Annotated in this window: 15 protein-coding genes; 9 read left to right on the top strand and 6 right to left on the bottom strand. The window is 62.6% G+C overall.

Annotation, left to right across the window (positions count from 1 at the left end; genetic code table 11):
• Positions 1-7: 7 nt before the first annotated feature.
• The 7 genes from X738_RS45890 (at position 8) to X738_RS45860 (ending at position 8,864) form a co-directional block, all read left to right on the top strand.
• Positions 8-805, top strand: a complete 798-nt coding sequence (locus X738_RS45890; RefSeq protein WP_023796767.1) for an ABC transporter ATP-binding protein — start codon at positions 8-10, stop codon at positions 803-805.
• A gap of 398 nt (positions 806-1,203) precedes the next feature.
• Entirely contained in the window at positions 1,204-1,395 is a 192-nt protein-coding gene (locus X738_RS45885; RefSeq protein ID WP_023796765.1) for a hypothetical protein, read from the top strand.
• Positions 1,396-1,510: 115 nt separating this feature from the next.
• Positions 1,511-2,752, top strand: coding sequence for an MFS transporter (locus X738_RS45880; RefSeq protein ID WP_198032767.1), 1,242 nt, complete (start codon positions 1,511-1,513; stop codon positions 2,750-2,752).
• Between the two features lie 19 nt (positions 2,753-2,771).
• Positions 2,772-5,222 (top strand): nitrite reductase large subunit NirB, encoded by a 2,451-nt coding sequence (gene nirB / locus X738_RS45875; protein WP_023796763.1) that lies wholly within the window; start codon positions 2,772-2,774, stop codon positions 5,220-5,222.
• The gene (gene nirD / locus X738_RS45870) at positions 5,222-5,557 is read left to right on the top strand and encodes a nitrite reductase small subunit NirD (protein WP_031253998.1); all 336 of its coding nucleotides are present in this window, start codon (positions 5,222-5,224) and stop codon (positions 5,555-5,557) included. Before nirB ends, nirD begins: the two co-directional genes overlap by 1 nt.
• A gap of 3 nt (positions 5,558-5,560) precedes the next feature.
• On the top strand, positions 5,561-8,287 hold the full coding sequence (locus X738_RS45865; RefSeq protein WP_023796761.1) for a nitrate reductase: 2,727 nt from the start codon (positions 5,561-5,563) through the stop codon (positions 8,285-8,287).
• 91 nt (positions 8,288-8,378) lie between these two features.
• Complete coding sequence (locus X738_RS45860; RefSeq protein ID WP_023796760.1) at positions 8,379-8,864, top strand: hypothetical protein; 486 nt, start codon at positions 8,379-8,381, stop codon at positions 8,862-8,864.
• A gap of 29 nt (positions 8,865-8,893) precedes the next feature.
• On the opposite strand, the gene X738_RS45855 is transcribed toward X738_RS45860, so the two are convergent.
• Positions 8,894-9,925: a hydroxyacid dehydrogenase gene (locus X738_RS45855; RefSeq protein WP_023796759.1), complete on the bottom strand. Its 1,032-nt coding sequence runs from the start codon at positions 9,923-9,925 to the stop codon at positions 8,894-8,896.
• A gap of 262 nt (positions 9,926-10,187) precedes the next feature.
• Here X738_RS45855 and X738_RS45850 point away from each other — a divergent pair, with 262 nt between their 5' ends.
• Positions 10,188-11,624 (top strand): aldehyde dehydrogenase family protein, encoded by a 1,437-nt coding sequence (locus X738_RS45850; protein WP_031253994.1) that lies wholly within the window; start codon positions 10,188-10,190, stop codon positions 11,622-11,624.
• Between the two features lie 181 nt (positions 11,625-11,805).
• On the opposite strand, the gene X738_RS45845 is transcribed toward X738_RS45850, so the two are convergent.
• The 3 genes from X738_RS45845 to X738_RS45835 form a co-directional block, all read right to left on the bottom strand.
• On the bottom strand, positions 11,806-13,152 hold the full coding sequence (locus X738_RS45845) for a glucoamylase family protein (protein ID WP_023796756.1): 1,347 nt from the start codon (positions 13,150-13,152) through the stop codon (positions 11,806-11,808).
• Between the two features lie 51 nt (positions 13,153-13,203).
• Entirely contained in the window at positions 13,204-13,956 is a 753-nt protein-coding gene (locus X738_RS45840; RefSeq protein ID WP_023796755.1) for an SDR family NAD(P)-dependent oxidoreductase, read from the bottom strand.
• Positions 13,957-14,165: 209 nt separating this feature from the next.
• Positions 14,166-15,095, bottom strand: a complete 930-nt coding sequence (locus X738_RS45835; protein WP_023796753.1) for a TIR domain-containing protein — start codon at positions 15,093-15,095, stop codon at positions 14,166-14,168.
• 458 nt (positions 15,096-15,553) lie between these two features.
• Between X738_RS45835 and X738_RS45830 the strand changes: the two genes are divergently transcribed.
• Positions 15,554-16,816, top strand: coding sequence for an O-antigen ligase family protein (locus X738_RS45830; RefSeq protein WP_023796752.1), 1,263 nt, complete (start codon positions 15,554-15,556; stop codon positions 16,814-16,816).
• A gap of 135 nt (positions 16,817-16,951) precedes the next feature.
• Here the strand turns inward: X738_RS45830 and X738_RS45825 are convergent, their stop codons facing one another.
• Complete coding sequence (locus tag X738_RS45825) at positions 16,952-17,710, bottom strand: class I SAM-dependent methyltransferase (RefSeq protein ID WP_031253988.1); 759 nt, start codon at positions 17,708-17,710, stop codon at positions 16,952-16,954.
• 204 nt (positions 17,711-17,914) lie between these two features.
• Positions 17,915-19,123 carry a polysaccharide biosynthesis/export family protein gene (locus X738_RS45820; RefSeq protein ID WP_084833596.1) on the bottom strand — a complete coding sequence of 403 codons (1,209 nt, stop codon included), beginning with the start codon at positions 19,121-19,123 and terminating at the stop codon, positions 17,915-17,917.
• Positions 19,124-19,131: the final 8 nt, after the last annotated feature.

Below are 19,131 nucleotides of genomic sequence, written 5' to 3'. Positions count from 1 at the left end.
AGGGGCGATGACGGCCTATCTGAAACTCGACCATATCGACAAATCCTTTGCCCGCGGCGGCCAGGTCAGCGAGGTGCTGAAAGACATCCGGCTGACCATCGACAAAGGTGAATTCGTCTCCATCATCGGCCATTCCGGCTGCGGCAAGTCGACCTTGCTCAACCTGATCGCCGGGCTGACCAGAGTCTCCGCCGGCGCGGTCCTGCTCGAGGACAAGGAGGTCGACAGCCCCGGACCCGAGCGCGCCGTGGTATTCCAGAACCACAGCCTTTTGCCGTGGCTCACCGTCTACGAGAACATCAATCTGGCGGTGTCGAAGGTGTTCGGTTCGACCAGGACCAAGGCCGAGCGGCATGACTGGATCATGCGCAATCTCGACCTCGTGCAGATGGCGCATGCCAGGGACAAGCGGCCCGCCGAGATATCGGGCGGCATGAAGCAGCGCGTCGGCATCGCCCGCGCGCTGGCCATGGAGCCGAAGATCCTGCTGCTCGACGAGCCCTTCGGTGCGCTGGACGCTCTGACGCGCGCCCATCTGCAGGATGCGGTGATGGATATCCATTCGAGGCTTGGCTCGACGACGATCATGATCACGCACGATGTCGACGAGGCGGTGCTGTTGTCCGATCGCATCGTCATGATGACCAACGGTCCAGCGGCGACCATCGGCGAGGTGCTTGCGGTGCCGCTGGCCCGGCCGCGCCGGCGCATCGAGCTTTCCTCCGACCGGACCTTCCTGCGCTGCCGCGAGGCGGTGCTGAAGTTCCTCTACGAACGCCACCGCTTCGTGGAAGCCGCGGAGTAAGGCCATGAGCGAAAAACGCGTCATCATCTACAATTGGCAATCTGCATCGGCAATGGGCAATCTACCGCATTGCACAAATATTATGCTGCTGTGCAAGGCATTCTGACTAATCTTTGATCCGCTGCCGGGCTTGGTCAAAAATCGCGCGGCTGCGGTTCACATTGATTTAATTCGATAATCTGGAGCGCTGTCAAATTGGCACGCTTCCTGCTTTTCAGATTGTAGGTCCGAAAGGGCCAAGTGACACGGCGTCCAATGGCGGGCGCCACAGGCAAAGCTGCCGCTCAGGTCAATACGCGATCCCGGATGGACGGACGCGCAAAGACCTGACCGGCGGCTTTTTTGTTTTTACGCGATCGACGGCGCTGGTCCCAAGCGGCGCCCAACCGGAGACGACGATGACGAAACGGATCGGAACTGGCGCGTCCCTCGCGGACTACACGCGCCGCGATTTTCTGGCCAGCAGCGCGCTGACGGCGGCACTGTTCACCGCCGCGCTCCTGCTGTTTCCCGTCGGCGCCAAGACGGAAAACAAGGACCTGGCCGTGGCGAGCCCGGTCTCGTTGCACGCACTGATGCCGCGCCGCTGATCATTCACCCACAAACATCCGCGGTGCCTCCCACGCCGCAAACCGGAGCCAGACGTTGACCGCAAATCTCCCAGCCGCGCCCAGCCAGGACAATGCTCCCCGCCAGGCGCTTGTGATGTCCACCATCGCCTTCACCGTCTGCTTCGCGGTGTGGACGATATTTTCAATCATCGGCGTGCGCATAAAGCAGGACCTTGGGCTGAACGAGACGGAGTTCGGCCTGCTGGTCGGCACGCCGATCCTCACCGGTTCGCTCGTGCGCATGGTGCTCGGTGTCTGGACCGACCGTTTTGGCGGGCGGCTGGTATACACCGCGACCATGCTTGCGGCGGCGGTCGCGACCTTCCTGCTCGCTTTTGCGCATACCTACGGACAGATGCTGGTCGCCGCGTTAGGCGTTGGGCTCGCCGGTGGTTCCTTCGCCGTCGGTGTCGCCTATGTCTCGCGCTTCTTCCCGGCCGGCAAGCAGGGCACGGCGCTTGGCATTTTCGGTGTCGGCAATGTCGGCGCCGCGGTCACCAAGTTCCTGGCACCGTTCGTGCTTCTCTCCTGGGGCTGGCAGTCGGTCGCGCTGATCTGGGCGGCAGCACTCGTCGTCATGGCCGCCGTCTTCTGGTTCACGACCGGCGACGATCCGGTCATCCGCGAGCGCCGCGCCGGCAAGGCAGCGCCTGCGAGAAGCTTCTTGCAGGAATTCGCGCCGCTCAAGAACCTGCAGGTCTGGCGCTTCGCCTTCTATTATTTCTTCGCCTTCGGAGCATTCGTGGCGCTGTCGCTGTGGTTGCCGCGCTACCTGATCGGCGTCTACGGCTTTGGCATCGCGACCGCCGGCATGATCGGCGCGGCCTATTCGATCCCTGCAAGTATCTTCCGCGCCTATGGCGGCGTGCTTTCCGACCGGATCGGCGCCCGCACCGTGCTCTACTGGACCTTCGCGGTCAGTGCCGTCGCGACTCTCGTTCTGTCTCTCCCCTCGGCAGACTACGTCGTGCACGGCATCAGCGGGCCGATCGCCTTCCATTTCGAGATCGGCCCGCTCGCCTTCATAGCCGTTGCCTGCGTGCTCGGCTTCTTCATGAGCCTTGGCAAGGCCGCCGTCTACAAGCACATCCCGGCTTACTACCCGCAGAGTGTCGGCGCGGTCGGCGGCGTCGTCGGCATGATTGGCGGGCTCGGCGGCTTTGTCCTGCCAATCGCCTTCGGCGCACTCAACGACCTCACCGGCGTCTGGTCGAGCTGCTTCATGCTGCTCTTCGTCATCGTCGCCACCTGCTTTGCCTGGATGCACTTCAGCATCCGGCGGATGGAGCGCGCGGCCGCCGCCGAAGCTTCAGGCCTTTCCTACGCGGCTGAGTGAGACCGGAGTGAATCAGGACATGACCGAAAAACTCGTCATCATCGGCAACGGCATGGCCCCTGGGCGCATGCTGGAGCACCTGCTGGAAAAGGCGCCGGACCTCTACCAGGTCACGATCTTCAATGCCGAGCCGCGCGTGAACTACGACCGCATCATGCTGTCGCCGGTTCTGTCCGGCGAAAAGGATTATGAAGAGATCATCATTCATGGCGATGGCTGGTACATCAAGCACGGGATCACCCTCTACAAGGGCCACAAGATCGTCGCCATCGACCGGCAGGCGAAGACCGTCACCTCCGACCACGGCGTCACCGAGCCCTACGACAAGCTCGTCATCGCCACCGGCTCGGTGCCGTTCATCATCCCGGTGCCCGGCCACGATCTGCCGGGCGTGCTGACCTATCGCGATCTCGACGACGTTCGGGCGATGATGCTGGCCGCGCAGTCACGGGCCAAGGCCGTGGTCATCGGCGGCGGCCTGCTAGGGCTGGAGGCGGCTGCGGGCCTGAACGCGCAGGGCATGGACGTCACCGTGCTGCATGTCATGCCGACGCTGATGGAACGACAGCTCGATCCGGCCGCCGGCTATCTCCTGCAGCGGGCCGTCGAGCAGCGCGGCATCAAGGTCATCACCAAGGCCAACACCCAGGCGATCACAGGCAAGGGTAAGGTCGAGCAGGTGGAACTCGCCGACGGAACCATCATCCCGGCGACGCTGGTGGTGATGGCGGTCGGCATCAGGCCGAACGCCGCTCTCGCCAAAGAGGCCGGTATTGCCGTCAATCGCGGCATCGTTGTCGATGCCGGCATGCGCAGCAACGACCCCGACATCTTCGCGCTCGGCGAATGCGCCGAGGTCAACGGCATGGTCTACGGCCTGGTCGCACCGCTCTATGAGATGGCGCGTGTCGCCGCCAGCCAGTTGGCCGGCGACGAGGCCGCCGCCTTCGTCCATTCGGACACGCCGACCAAGCTCAAGGTTACCGGCATCGAGCTGTTCTCGCTTGGCGACTTTGCCGAGGGCGAGGACCGCCAGGAGATCGTGCTGCGCGATGCCGCGGCCGGCGTCTACAAGCGCCTGGTGCTCAGGGATGACCGCATCATCGGCACCGTGCTTTACGGCGAGACGGCGGACGGCGCCTGGTTCAACGACCTCAAGAAGAAGCAGACCGACATATCGGAAATGCGCGACACGCTTATCTTCGGCCAGTCATACCAGGGAGGCGCCTCCTTGGACCCTATGGCGGCCGTTGCAGCCTTGCCGGATGATGCGGAAATCTGCGGCTGCAACGGCGTTTGCAAGGGAAAGATCACTGGCGCGATCACGGCCAAAAGCCTGACCTCGCTCGACGACGTGCGCGCTCACACCAAGGCGTCCGCCTCCTGCGGCTCCTGCACCGGGCTGGTCGAGAAGCTGATGGTACTTACCATCGGCGACAAATATAATCCGGCGGCGGTGCAGCCGATGTGCGGCTGCACCACGCTCGGCCATGATGAGGTCCGCCGGCTGATCAAGGCCAAGGGCCTGAAGACCATTCCCGCCGTCATGCAGGAACTGGAATGGACCACCTCCTGCGGCTGCGCCAAATGCCGGCCGGCGCTCAATTACTATCTCGTCTGCGACTGGCCGGACGAGTATGCAGACGACTACCAGTCGCGCTTCATCAACGAACGCGTACACGCCAACATCCAGAAGGACGGCACCTATTCGGTGGTGCCGCGCATGTGGGGCGGCGTCACCAATGCCGCCGAACTGCGCGCCATTGCCGACGTCGTCGACAAATTCGAAATTCCAATGGTCAAGGTCACCGGTGGCCAGCGCATCGACATGCTCGGCATCCGCAAGGAGGATCTGCCGGCGGTGTGGGCCGATCTCGGCCAGGCCGGCTTCGTCTCCGGCCACGCCTATGCCAAGGGACTGCGCACCGTAAAGACCTGCGTCGGTTCGGACTGGTGCCGCTTCGGCACGCAGGATTCGACGGGGTTCGGCGTCCGCATCGAGAAATTCATGTGGGGCTCGTGGACGCCGGCCAAGGTCAAGATGGCGGTGTCGGGCTGCCCGCGGAACTGCGCCGAGGCAACCTGCAAGGATGTCGGCGTGATCTGCGTCGATTCAGGCTACGAGATCCATTTCGCCGGGGCAGCCGGCCTCGACATCAAGGGCACCGAGGTACTCGGCCTGGTCAAGACCGAGGACGAGGCACTGGAGCATATCGGGGCGCTGACGCAGATGTATCGCGAGCAGGGCCGCTATCTCGAGCGCATCTACAAATGGGCCAAGCGCATCGGCATCGCCGAGATCAAGCGCCAGATCATGGACGATGGCGAGAAGCGCAAGGCTTATTTCGACCGCTTCGTCTTTTCGCAGAAATTCGCCCAGGTCGACCCGTGGTCGGAACGCGTTTCCGGCAAGGACAAGCACGAATTCCGGCCGATGGCTTCGGTCGGCTTCGCGCAGGCGGCGGAGTGATGATGATGAATTGGATTGCTGTCGGCACGCTCTCAGACATTCCGCGCCGCGGCGCGCGCTGCGTCGCCGCGCCTCAAGGCAAGATTGCTGTCTTCCGCACCGCTGACGATCAGGTCTTCGCCATCGAGGACCATTGCCCGCACAAGGGCGGGCCGCTCTCGCAGGGGATCGTCCATGGCGCGGCGGTGACCTGTCCTCTGCACAATTGGATGATCTCGCTGGAAACCGGCAAGGCGCTCGGCGCCGACGAAGGTGCGGTGCGCACCATTCCGGTGCGGATCGAGGGCGAGCGCCTGTTCATTGCGCTGGAAGCGCTGGCCAGTCGCGCGGCTTGAATTATGAAGATCGACGAAGCGCGCGAGGTGAGGACCACCTGCCCCTACTGCGGGGTGGGCTGCGGCGTGCTGGCGAAGGTCGCCGCGAACGGTGAGGTAACCGTTCGCGGCGACCCTGACCATCCGGCGAATTTCGGCCGGCTCTGTTCCAAGGGCTCGGCGCTGGCCGAGACGATCGACCTAGACGGACGGCTGCTCTATCCGGAGATCCACGGTCGCCACACCGACTGGGACGAAGCGCTCGACCTCGTCGCCTCGACTTTTTCGCGGACCATCGCCGAGCACGGTCGCGACGCGGTCGCCTTCTACGTCTCCGGTCAGTTGCTGACCGAGGATTATTATGTCGCCAACAAGCTGATGAAAGGCTTCATCGGCTCGGCCAATATCGACACCAATTCGCGCCTGTGCATGGCCTCGTCGGTTGCCGGCCACCGCCGCGCCTTCGGCTCTGACACGGTGCCGGGCAGCTACGAGGATCTGGAACTCGCCGATCTGATCGTGCTGGTCGGCTCCAATCTCGCCTGGTGCCATCCGGTGCTCTACCAGCGCATTGCCGCTGCCCGGGAAAAACGGCCCGACATGAAGGTGGTACTGGTCGACCCGCGCCGCACGATGACATCAGACATTGCCGACATGCATCTGGCGATCGCGCCCGATGGCGACGTCGCGCTGTTCACAGGGCTGCTCGCCTATCTCGGCCAGCACAACGCGCTGGACCGCACCTATATCACGGCGCACACAACCGGCTTCGGGCAAGCCCTTTTTGCCGCTTCCGCGCTCGACCTTGCCGGCATCGCCGCTGCCACGGACCTCGGCGAGGACGAGCTTGTCCGCTTCTACAGCCTGTTCGCCGCGACGGCGAATACCGTGACCGTCTACAGCCAGGGCGTTAACCAGTCGTCCTCGGGCACCGACAAGGTCAACGCCATCATCAACTGTCATCTCGCTACCGGCCGCATCGGCAAGCCCGGCGCCGGACCGTTTTCGGTGACCGGCCAGCCCAACGCCATGGGCGGTCGGGAGGTCGGCGGCCTGGCCAACATGCTGGCCGCCCATATGGAGATCGAAAACCCCGAGCACCGCGACCGCGTGCAGCGGTTCTGGAGTGCGCCGGCCGTCGCCGAAAAGCCCGGTCTGAAGGCGGTCGAGATGTTTCAGGCGGTAGCCGATGGGCGCATCAAGGCGCTGTGGATCATGGCTACCAACCCGGTCGACTCGATGCCGGACGCAGATGCCGTCGAGGCGGCGATCAAGGCCTGCCCGTTTGTCGTGGTGTCGGACGTGTTGGCCAAGACCGACACGGTCCGCCACGCCCACGTCCGGCTGCCCGCCGCCGCATGGGGCGAGAAGGACGGCTCGGTCACCAATTCGGAGCGCCGCATCTCGCGCCAGCGCGCCTTTTTGGCCACGCCCGGAGAGGCAAGGGCCGACTGGTGGATCGTCGCCGAAGTCGCCAAGCAGATGGGTTTTGACGAAGCGTTTTCGCATCCGTCGCCAGCCGATATCTTCGCCGAGCACGCCGCGCTGTCGGCGTTCGAGAATGACGGCGCCCGCGATTTCGACATCGGTGCGTATGCCGGGGTCGATGGAGAAGACTACGACGCGCTGGCGCCTTTCCAGTGGCCAGCGCCGAGCCAAGGCACCCCCCTCTGGCCTGCCGGCCAGGCCGGCAGGCCAGAGGGGGGTGTTCAAGCTGGACATAGCTCAGCCAGCACCCGCTTCTTCGCCAACGGCAACTTCTACACACCCGACGGCAAGGCGCGCTTCATCCCGATCCGTCCAGTTCCGCAAACCCGCACGAACGAAAAATTCCCGCTGGTGCTCAACACCGGGCGGGTTCGCGACCACTGGCACACCATGACGCGGACGGGAAAAAGCCAGCGGCTGTCGCAGCACCTGGCCGAGCCGTTCGCCGAAATCCACCCGGCGGACGCGCAGCACTTCGGCATCGGCGATGCCGACATCGTCCGCGTCTCAACCGAGCATGGCGAGGTGCTGCTTCGTGCGCTGGTGACGGCGCGGCAGCGGCCAGGCTCGGTCTTCGTGCCGATGCATTGGACGGACCAGTTTTCCGCGCGGGCTCGTGTCGATGCGCTGGTGGCGCCCATCACCGATCCGATTTCAGGACAGCCGGCCTCGAAGAATGTTGCCGCCCGGGTGGAACGCTTCGCTGCCGTCGCGTTCGGCTTCGCGGTGCTTGCCGAACGGCCAGCCTCGATCGACGCCGACTATTGGAGCCTCGCCCGCTGCGCCGCCGGCTGGCGTCTCGAGCTTGCGCTGGAAGCCGACCGGGACTGGCCGGGTTTCGCGGCCTCGCTTTTCGGGGCGGACGCGCCAGGCGAGACGCTCGCCTATCATGATGTCGCCGGCGGGCACTATCGCTTCGCCCGCTTTGCCGGCAGCCGGCTGACTGGCGCGCTCTATCTTGCGCCCAGGCCGGTCGCGGTGTCGCGCGGCTGGGCGGTCGAGCAGTTGAGCGCGGACCATGCTGATCGGCGCGGGCGACTGGCGATCGTGGCGGGGCGGCCGGGCGGCAACAGCGTCGATCGCGGCGCCATCGTCTGCTCCTGTTTCGGGGTCGGCGTCAATCAGATCGCCGAAGCCGTGCGCGGAGGCTGCGTAAGCGTCGAAGCGATCGGCGCAACCTTGCATGCCGGCACCAATTGCGGCTCCTGCCGCGCCGAGATCAGGACCATCATCGAGGCGCGGCGCCTTCACGCGGCGGAGTGAGGGCGTCCAAAGCGCGTCGCGACGCTTACCAGCAATTTACAAACCGTGGGCTACCAACGTCCTTATCCGATTCGTTCCGAGCAGGACCATTATGAGCAAAGCCCTCACTTCATTCGCATTGGTGGCCATATTGACGGCTTTGCTGATGGCTCTCAGCCTGGCGGTGGCCAGGCATGGCTATCCCTTTGGTGCGATTGGCGCAGAACGCCTGGACGACGTCGCCGATGCCGGGACGTTTATCCCACTCGCGGGCGTGTACTTCTTCAGCGCGCTGCTGATGATGATCCTGCCGATCAGGGTCGCCGGCATCGTCCTGACACATGCTGCGGATGCGATCTTCTGGACAGTCATCGTGTTGTTCGCGGCCATCATTGGCGGCCTCGCCGCCAGATGGGCTTTCGATCGAAGCAATGTCCTGCCGGCACTGCTGAATTGGCGGTTCCTGTTTGTCGTGGCCGTCGTCGGCTGCCATCTCTTCATGAACGAACTGCGCCGCAATATCCTGCTGAGAAGCCTGTTCTTTGTCGTCTTCGCCGCAGCGACGCTCGCCTGCCTGTTCTGGTCGTTCACCATCTGAGAAACCTCGCAGCCGCTGGGCCTGACGGCTCAGTTCTTGTCGACCGGCTTCGAGCGCATGCGCGAAACGGTCTCGCGTTCGGCCCGCTTCGAACGCATTGGCGGCAGGCCGCGGTCGATCAGGTCCATGTCTTCCAGCACCATGTCGCCCATGCGCTTGAAAGCGATGTCGAGCGCGCCGGCCCGGTGGGCGGAGCGCAGGAAGCCGGGCAGCGTGCGGACAGGATGGTCCTGCGCCAGCGGCTCTTGCGGAAACACATCGCTGGCGGCGACGATGTGGCCGCTGCGAACTGCATCCATCAGCGCCGGAAAATCGACCACGCCGGCACGGCTGAGCAGGATGAAGGCGGCTCCTTTGCGCATCCTGGCAAAGGCCTCAGTGCCGAGAAAACCCTGGTTTTCGCTGGTCACCGAAGCGACGACGAAGACGAAATCGCTACTCGACAAAACCGTGTCGAGGGAAGCCGGCTCGACGCCGTTCTCGATCAGGATCGAGGGCGGCAGCCACGGATCGAAGACCTTGGTCCGCGTGCGAAAGCCCGACAGCAGCCGGTTGAGCGCACGGCCGAGATCGCCGAAGCCGATGATACCGACATCCGCGCCGGAGAGAAGCCGCGCCGCCCGGTTACCCTCGCCGCCCCACAGCTCCTTGCCCTGACGAAACGCAAGATCGGCGTCGACGATGTCGCGGGCGAGGTTGAGCGCCATGGCAAGACCGAGCTCGGCCACCGGCTCGGCAAACACCATGCCGGTGGTGACGACATGGATGCCGCGCGAAAACAGCGTTTCATACGGCATGTTGTTGATGAGGTTGCTCTCGACATTGAAGACACAACGCAGCGCTGTCATCCTTTCCAGCGTCTCCGGCGCGATCGGCGGCTGGCCGACGATGTAACGCGCCTCGGCGAGCACATCGTGTGGCAGGGCCGCGACGCCTCCTGGCGACGTTTCGACGATACGGTATCTGGCGCGGAATCTCGCCAGTGCCTCGGGCGTGAAAATCAGGTCGAGCGTGCGTGGCTCGGGCGCGCTGATCACCAGCGGCAACGCGCTGTCGGACATGGCAGCCTCCTCCTGGCGCGATCCGCGTCGCGCCGCACTAGAATCATGGTTTACCACCTCGACACCCAAGCAGGCTTGCGGGGCTTCGCCTGCTGGGTTTGTGTTTGTCGCAGGTTTTTATCGGAAAACCATCGAACACTTTTCCGAAATCTGCTTAGCACATGCCTGTCGAGGAGCAGAACTTTGCCGCTGGCGGCCTTGCGGTGTGGCGGCTGGTGGTCCAGATAGACGGCAATCGAAGGACAAGGAAGACAGCGACATGATCCCGTTTCGAAAGAACCTCATCGATGGCGAGTGGGTGGGCGATGCCGGCTCCCGCAACATCAACCCTTCCAATCTCGACGACGTGGTCGGCGAATATGCGTCGGGCGACGCCGAGCAGGCGCGGCAGGCCATCGCGGCGGCGAAAGCGGCATTTCCTGCGTGGTCCCGATCGGGCTTGCTGGCACGCCATGCGGTGCTGAGGAAGGCGTCGGACGAGATCACCGCGCGGAAAGATGAAATCGGCCGGGCGTTGGCGCGCGAGGAGGGCAAGACGCTGGTCGAGGGAATTGGCGAAACCGTGCGGGCCGCCCAGATATTCGATTTCTTTGCTGGTGAGACGCTGCGCCTGTCGGGCGAGCTGGTTCCAAGCGTGCGGCCCGGCGTCGGTGTCGAGATCACACGCGAAGCGGTCGGCGTCGTCGGCATCATCACACCGTGGAATTTCCCGATCGCCATCCCGGCGTGGAAGATCGCTCCTGCCCTGGCCTACGGCAACACCATCGTCTTCAAGCCGGCCGAGCTGGTTCCGGAGAGCGCCTGGACCATTGTCGACATATTGCACCGCGCCGGCCTGCCTGAGGGTGTGCTCAATCTCGTCATGGGCAAGGGTTCGGTAGTCGGCCAGGCCATGCTCGACAGCCCTGACCTCAATGCCATCACCTTCACCGGCTCGGTCGGCACCGGCAAGCGCGTGGCTGCCGCCAGCGTCGAGCACATGCGCAAGTACCAGCTCGAAATGGGCGGCAAGAACCCGCTCGTCGTGCTCGACGATGCAGACCTAGCCGTCGCCGTCGACTGCGCGATCAATGGCGCATATTTCTCGACCGGCCAGCGCTGCACGGCGTCGTCCCGCCTGGTCGTGACGGACGGCATCCATGACCGCTTCGTCGATGCGATGAAAGATCGCCTCGCCAAGCTGGTCGTCGGCGACGCCCTCGATGCGAAAACCCAGATCGGACCCGTCGTCGACCAGAGCCAGTTGAAACAGGACGAAGACTATATCGCCATCGGCCGCCAGGAAGGCGCCGATCTCGCCTTCGGCGGCGAGCGGCTCGATCGCGAAACCCGCGGCTTCTACCTGCAACCGGCGCTGTTCACGCAAGCCACCAACGCCATGCGCATTTCACGCGAGGAGATTTTTGGGCCGGTCGCCAACGTCATCCGCGTCAAGGACTATGACGAGGCCTTGGCGATGGCCAACGACACGCCGTTCGGGCTGACGTCGGGCATCTGCACCTCGAGCCTCAAGCACGCCACGCATTTCAAGCGCAACTCGGAGGCCGGCATGGTGATGGTCAATCTGCCGACGGCGGGCGTTGACTTCCACGTGCCTTTCGGCGGACGCAAGGGATCGAGCTACGGCCCGCGCGAGCAAGGCCGCTACGCAGCGGAATTCTACACTACGGTAAAGACCGCCTACACGTTCGCCGGCTAAGTAAATCAAGCCAGACGAAATCGAACGGCCTTCCCGGCGGGCGCGAGTTGCCGGGAAGGCGAACGTCTTCGTGGCCGAAACGACAGCGACCACTGGGCGCTAATGCATGTCGCGCACATGCATGAAACAGCAACCTAAAGCGCGTCGCAGGAGGCCGGTCAAACGCGGCGCGTTTTAGCCGTCATTCAGCAGGGTCCTTGCGCGGAGGGCTCGCCGGCTGCGACAGCCAGCCGCCGGAGAACCCGGCCTTGCACAGGCCGCGACGGATATGCGGGCTCGACCGCATCAGCTCCCAGATCAGCCGCGAGCGGTGGTTTTCAATCATCAGCACGACGATGCCTTGGTCCAGTCCATAGTGCGCATCCGATATCCAGCCGCTCGGCCCGAACTTCCGCCGGTTCGCCAGCGTCGGGTTGAAGCCGCTCGGCATCCTGAAACCGTCGACCACCTCAGGGTGGCGTTCTCTGAGGTGGCGCAGCGCAGGCAGGCAGATTTCCGGTGCGAAGGGCAGCGATGCGAGATACGACCACGGCGCAATCGTTCCGTCATCGGGGCCGAACGGTGCGCCACGCGCCGCATAGCCGGAAAATTTGCGCGGCCGCCGCTCGATCCGCGCGCGGAATTTGCCGGGTCCGTCACCCGCCGAAAGTCCCCAAAGTGCTTCGCCGTAGCCGTCATAGCCAGAGGGGTTGTGCCGCGCATAGGCCCGGTGAAGGTAGGTCGCGCGGCGGCTGTTTTCGAAATAGTCCGAGTTCTTGTCCCGCATGAACGCATCCCGGATGCCATCGAAGTCGATCCAGGCATGCGAGAATTGGTGCATGAACAGCGGGCCGCCATAGAGCACGTCGTAGCCGTAGATGTTTTCCCACTGATATGTCGCCGTCCAGCCGGCATAGCTGTCGTCCGAGGCGGGTTTGTCGGGGGCGGCCATTGCCAGGACGTAAAGGATCGTCGCTTCGTTGTAGCCTTCCCAGCCATAACGCAGAAAACCGCTCTTCGGCTTCNTCCAGCCCTGTCGCAAGATCGGTCTGCTGCCTTGAATCCATCGCCAGTCGACGCGTCGGTAGAGCATTTCCGCCAGCTCGCGGATTTCGGTTTCGTCGTCAGTGTCGCCTGTGAAATAGGCGCTAGCCGTGAGCACGCCGGCCATCAGCAGCGCCGTGTCAACCACTGACAACTCGCATCGCCAGGCGCGCAGGCCGGTCCGCATGTCGAGGAAATGGTAGTAGAAGCCTTTGTGGCCGGTGACGTCGTCGCCATCGCCTTGCCGGCTGTTCCAGAAGAAACGCAGTGCGGCAAGCGTCAGCTTCACGGCTGCGTCTCGTGCTATCCAGCCGCGCTCGACCCCGACCGGATAGCAGGACAGGGCGAAGCCGACGACCGCGATGCTTGCCGGCCAATTTGGCCGCGACGTGTCGGCAACCAGTCCGTTTTCCGCATTCACGGTTTCCAGAAAATAGCCGAAGGCGGCGCGCTGGAAGCGGTCGAGCAGTTCTTCGTCGGACTGTGGAGGTTCGATCCTAAGCAAACGACGGGAACTCCAGTCTGGCGTCCGTGGTTGCAAATCGTTCCAGTTGCTTCAATAGGTCGCCCGGCCGCCGGAAACGTCGAAAACGGCAGCCGTCGTAAAGGAACATTCCTCGGAAGCGATCCACGAGATCAGCGCCGCCACCTCCTCGACCTCGCCAAACCGCGCCATTGGTATTTTCGACAGCATGAAATCGATGTGCTGCTGGCTCATCTGCTGGAAGATCGCGGTGCGCACCGCTGCCGGCGTGACGCAGTTCACCGTCACCTTGGTCTTCGCCAGTTCCTTGCCCAGCGACTTGGTCAGGCCGATCACCGCCGCCTTGGAGGTGCTGTAGGCAGAGGCATTCGGGTTTCCCTCCTTGCCGGCGATCGAAGCGATGTTGACGATCCTGCCGTAATTGCGCTCGAGCATGTGCGGAACCAGCGCCTTGTTGCAGTAGAAGACGCCGTTGATGTTGATGTCGATGACCCGATGCCAATCCTCCACCGAATAGTCCCAGGTCGTCATGTTCGGTCCGGTGATGGCCGCGCTGGTGACCAGGATATCGACCGCGCCAAGGGCTTCGATCGTTTGCAGGGAGGCCAGTGCGACCGCTACGGGATCGGCGACGTCGACGGTCACGCCGTGCAAGTCGGCGATGACAGCCTTCGCCTGCTCGATCTGGGTGGAGTCGCGATCCCAGACGCAGACGCGCCCGCCCTCTTCAACGATTCTTTGCGCGACGGCCAGGCCGATGCCTGAGGCACCACCGGTGACCACGGCCGATCGTCCGGCAAACCGTCCCGCAAAACTCATTGGCATATGGTCTTCCCTCATTGCCCGTCCCGACGGGCGCTGGCGGCACCGCCGGCGGCGAATGTGAAGTCAACGGCGGAGAAGTTCAAGCCGGGGATTGGAGCCTCGAACAGGTTCATGGCGGGCCAGCAGCAGGCGGTTGAGAGCCGCTCTTGGCTATACGACCTGTCCATTCGATGCTGCCGTCGCTGCAAGGCGACTTCCACGCGCACAGTTCAAACGTTCTTGATCGACTTCCAATGGCTCAGCCGCTCCGCGATCAACTCCACCCGTCGCTGGTTGTCGCGCCCGTCCAGGATGCTCAAGTCCTCCGGTTCGGCGCGCAAGTAGACGCCTGAGGTGCGCGCGTTCAGTTTTGGCTGTGTGTCGGCGCGTGTGGTAAAGTACCCGGACGCGCGATCGGCGGACTCCAGCCGGATCTCTCCCGTCCCGTACAACCGCGACGCGTTCGCATCCAAGGGCCGTTCTCCATTCCAAAAGTAGAAGATGCCGGCAGGCTCCTTTCTCTCCTTTACCGCCTCGCTCCAGTATCTGGCTGACAGGCTGCCATTCTCTTGCCATGAGCGGCCGGCCAACTCCAGCGCACCATCGCGGTCTCGCGAGATACGCAGGAGGCTCACGGCGGAAGGTTCCTTTACGGTCCGCTCCGACAGGGAAAACTGCCACCAAAGGCCCTCTATTCGGGCGACGCGGCCTTCATTTTCAATAGCTTTTCGCAGCTTTTGGTTGACCGCTCTCATCTCCGCGGCGGTCGCCGCTTCGCCATACCTCACGGATGTCAGGCCCAGGAGATCGCTTGGAAGCTTGGAACCGTTGGCATGAAGGATAAACGTTCGGCGCATTCCAAGGACTCCGCCAAAAAGGCCGGCTTCGAAGACGACATTGTCTCGCGGAGAAGCTTGAGCGGATACAGAAGCAGATGATGCTGGCAGGCTTACACTCGTCCAGTCGTCCTGGGCGAAGACGAAAGCGGCGAAGTCGACTTCCCGCGTAAGCTCGAGCAGGCGCCCCAGGGTGGTTGTCCCCGGATTGAAGGACGTCGTCCAGGGTTCCACATGCGCGATCTCTTCAAGACCGCGTGTCAGCGCCTGCAGCAGTTTTTTCTGCTTCCCCGACGAGCCCAGGAAGATTCGAGGTTTGTCCATCCGTTTGCTCCAACCCAGCAGACGGGGACGACCAGGGCCTGCCAGTTGTTGGTGTGGCCATCGTCTGGTTGCCCCCGAGATAGCGTACGCGGAGGGCCTCATTCATTGCAACGGATGCAACGCATGCCGACTGCCATTTTTCGGTCCGGTGCTGAAAGAACTGCAAAAACAGTTCCGCGCGGTGGTGATGCCGAGCCTCTCGTTAAATGCGGCGGCGATGGTTTTTGACGGCGCCGAAGGCGATGCCCAGCCCTGCGCCGGGATGTTCGGGTTCTTGCCGCACGCACCGCCTGTCGTGGCCTTTTGCCGCCGTCCCGGGGCGCCTTAGGACTGTTTTTGCCTCATTTGGGTGACACGCTGCGGGGGATGGGTTATATTGCACTGCACAATAGAAGCGTTCGCGCATGGCGCGGCGGCGAATCGGCATTGAACTGCATGGACGGGAATTCGCTACCGAGATGAAGATTCCAAAATCTCTGTTGGTCGACCCGGAGAAGAGCACGGTCTACGGCGCATTTGCTGTTGCCATCTCCATTTGGGCGTTCTCCTACTCCTCGGTTTTCGGCCCGATCCTGATCCTGGCCTATTATGCGGTCTGGCTTCCCCTGGTTCTGGTAGACTACCGGCGGCTGTTGCGACATGCCTCCAGCGCGTGGCTGCCGTTGGCGTTTGCATTCTATGTCTGCCTCTCGGTGTTCTGGTCGGATGCCCCCGGCATCACGTTGAGGACGTCAATCCAGTATTGCTCCCATATCGCCTGCGCCTACATCGCCGCGCGCACCGTCAGCGTTCGGACGTTGACGATAGGCTCACTGATCGGGATTTTTGTCGTCCTGCTCTATTCGCTCAAGGTCGGGGGATATTCCTATGATATGCTCGACGGGACGTACAATTTCGTCGGCGCATTCAGCTCCAAGAACCAGCTCGGCTTTGTCGCCTCCCTTGGCATCTATTTTTGCATTGTCTTCCTGGTCTTTCTCAGGCGCGGCCGGATAGGCTTTATCCTGACGGCGCCCATCTTCGTCCTATCGGCCTATCTTCTGATCATGGCGCATTCCGCCACCTCGACGGCTTCGATACCGGCAGTTCTCGCTCTGGTGGCTCTGCTTGCCATGGCCAAAAAGCTTCCACTCCGCTACCGACGGGTGATTTTCGTGGTCGGCGCATGCGGGCTGGTCGTGGTCACCGCGGTTGCCTTTGCAGGACTTCTGGATTTCGTCCTTGGCGCCTTCGGAAAGGATTCCACGCTCACCGGACGGACCTATCTCTGGGAGCAGGGCTGGGAAGCGGCGCAGCAGGCGCCAGTCCTCGGCGTCGGCTACGCGGCCTATTGGGTGCAGGGGTTCGCCGAGGCCGAGCGGCTTTGGAACGAATTCTACATCACCACCCGAAGCGGCTTCCACTTCCACAACACCTATATCGAAGCCCTCGTCGAGCTAGGTTATGTCGGGGCGACGATGATTTCGCTGATCATCGTGCGCACGCTATGGGGCCATATATCGGCCCTGATATTCAGGACATGGCAAGCCGAGTCGGTGATTCTTGGCGGCGTGATGGTGCTTCTGCTCATCCGGTCCTTCGTTGAGATCGACACCTTCAACCCCTACATCATGGGCTCCTTCCTCCTGTATTACAGCTACTTCAGGCTGGTCAGGGTGCATGTCGCCCGTCCCAGATGGACCGCGGCCGACCTCGCGGAACCAGAAACCGCGGGGCGCTAAGCAAAGGGCTAAAATATTACCTAGATTTTTGGTGCCGCGCACAAAAACGCCGCCTGACAGCGCCAAGGCCAAGCAATCATTTCATCTCACAGGCAGCAGGCGAGCCTCGCCCGAGTTGGGTTTGCTGCCTATTGATCAGGCCCTGAGGGTCAGGAGCGCATACCATGCGAACCGCTTCACAAAGGGAAGCGTCAAAAGTACTGAATCGACAGCTTTGCCAACTTTGTAGACGGTCTCCGAGATGGTTCGCGGCATCAGCGCGCCTCCTACGGAGCACAGGCCGAAATAGTCCACCTGGACATTGCTGAAATAGCGGCGGGCCAAAGCGAAGTCCGAAATTAGCAAGGGATGTTCATCAGCGGTGCGGATGAGGGGTGTCCGATTTCTGTAGGCATTCAGGAGCGGATTGTGTCCCATCGGCTCGTAGAAGGACGCCACGCCGTTCGGCTTCAGGACACGGACCACATCGGAAAAACACCGGTCCAGGTCCAGGTGATGGATGATCCCGCGTCCATACACCAGGTCGAACTTGTTGTCCTCGAACGACATGGCTTCCGCATTCATCGCCAGGAATGTAGCGTTCGTGCTTCCAAGCGTGCTCGCCCGTTCGTTCGCCTTGTTTACTGCTACATCCGAAATATCGATCCCCGTCAGAGATCGACAAAGATCGGGCAGGTGCAGGGAATGCAGAGACCACCCCCCATCGGAGCAACCGTACTCGAGCACGTCTGCGTTTTTCGAAAGCCGTTTTATCTGCTCGTCTTGACGTTCAGCGCCGTGACGAATTGTTCGATACCACTTGTCCAGGCTTCCTCTTGGATCCTCCTCCTGACTGAATCTGAGATTGTGAAATTCTCTTTCTCGACTGACGATTTCGTCCCTTTCACTGTGCATGACGAAGTCCTCCTCGGATTTAAGTTGCAACTAAAGCACAACATCTCCTTGCGCTGCAATTACTCACGTCCCGAGTTGGCGGTAGGCCAGCTTGTCGGGGCGGCGAGCACAGTGTCGACGAGTTCAAGGTCGAACTCGTCCGGGTCGAACTCCTTGCAGATCGAATCTGTACGGCGCGGTCGGATCGGCCGATCGCTCCAATGCCTACTGGCTTGCCATTGGCACCAGCTTCACCTTGATCACGTCCCCAGGCAGCACGGGCGTATCTTCGCTGGCAGCGATTTCGCTGGTCTTGCCGTCGACAACCCGAACCAGGCCAAACGACATCGTTGGCTCTTCGCCGTCGCGATAGCGTTGTAGCGCCGGGCTCCCCGACATGGCTTCGGCCATCAGGCCGGTGTGCATGTTCATCTTGAGCATTGTTTCGCTGAGATCGGCTTCTGCCTGTTGCCGGCCGGTGGCGAGATCCGCATTCTGGGTGTTCTCCAGGTCGATGGCGTCCTGGTCGGCCTTGCTGATCGACTGCCTGGCGGTGAGGATAGCCGTTTCGTAATCCAGGATTTTTCCTTCCAGGTCGGCGATCGTTTGCTGTGAAGTCAGAACCCGAGTGTTGACGACAAGGCCCTTTTGCGCAAGCGAACCGATGCCGCTGAGCTGTTCCTTTGCCAGGTCGACCTGCCGCTGCTGGTTGACGATCTTTTTCTGCAGCGAATCGATCTCGCTCTGCAATAGCTTCTTCAATTCGTCGAGCGCCTGAAGGCGCAGTTTGAGATTCTTTTGATCGGCCGTCAGGATCGCCATCTCGTCGGCAACGATGCTTGCCAGCTTCGGATCCTCGGCCACCTCCTTCGGCACGTCGAATGTCGGCTTGTCGGCAATCTGCGCTTCGATGCGCGCGCGCCGAACGATCAGTCGGACCCGTTGGTCCTGGAGAACGTCAAACTCGCCCTTGGCGTTGATTATGTCGCGGGCGTACCGCTGTCCTTCGGGGGCCCGCCGGACGCCGCCGGCGATGCTCATCGCCCTCAGGACGGTCAGGCCGGGCACGTAGGGATACTGGCCCGGCGTCTGGACCTCCCCGGAAATGTAGAACGGCCTGTACTGCGCCATTTCGACGGAGGCTTCCGGCCGGTCGGCCAGAGCGAGCTTGCGCTGGAGCGCCTGGCTGATCGCTGCCGCGATCTCGGATGTGGTCTTGCCGGATGCCGGCATTTCGCCGGCGAACGGCACGGACAATGTTCCAGACGGGCCGACCGTGTATTCTCCGTTGACGGCCGTCCAGTCGCGGAACGTGCCTTCAACGGTCTGCCATTCGGCCACGCGGATGGTCAGCTTGTCCTGGGATCCAAGCCGGTACTCGTCGGCCGCGGCGAGTTGGGGAACGGCGAGCGCCAGCGCGAGGCAAGTGGTCATAAGCCGCA

This window comes from Mesorhizobium sp. L48C026A00 (genome assembly GCF_000502375.1).
Taxonomy (GTDB): domain Bacteria; phylum Pseudomonadota; class Alphaproteobacteria; order Rhizobiales; family Rhizobiaceae; genus Mesorhizobium; species Mesorhizobium muleiense.
Note: the sequence above shows the minus strand (reverse complement) of the source record. Positions and strands in the feature narration are given on the sequence as shown.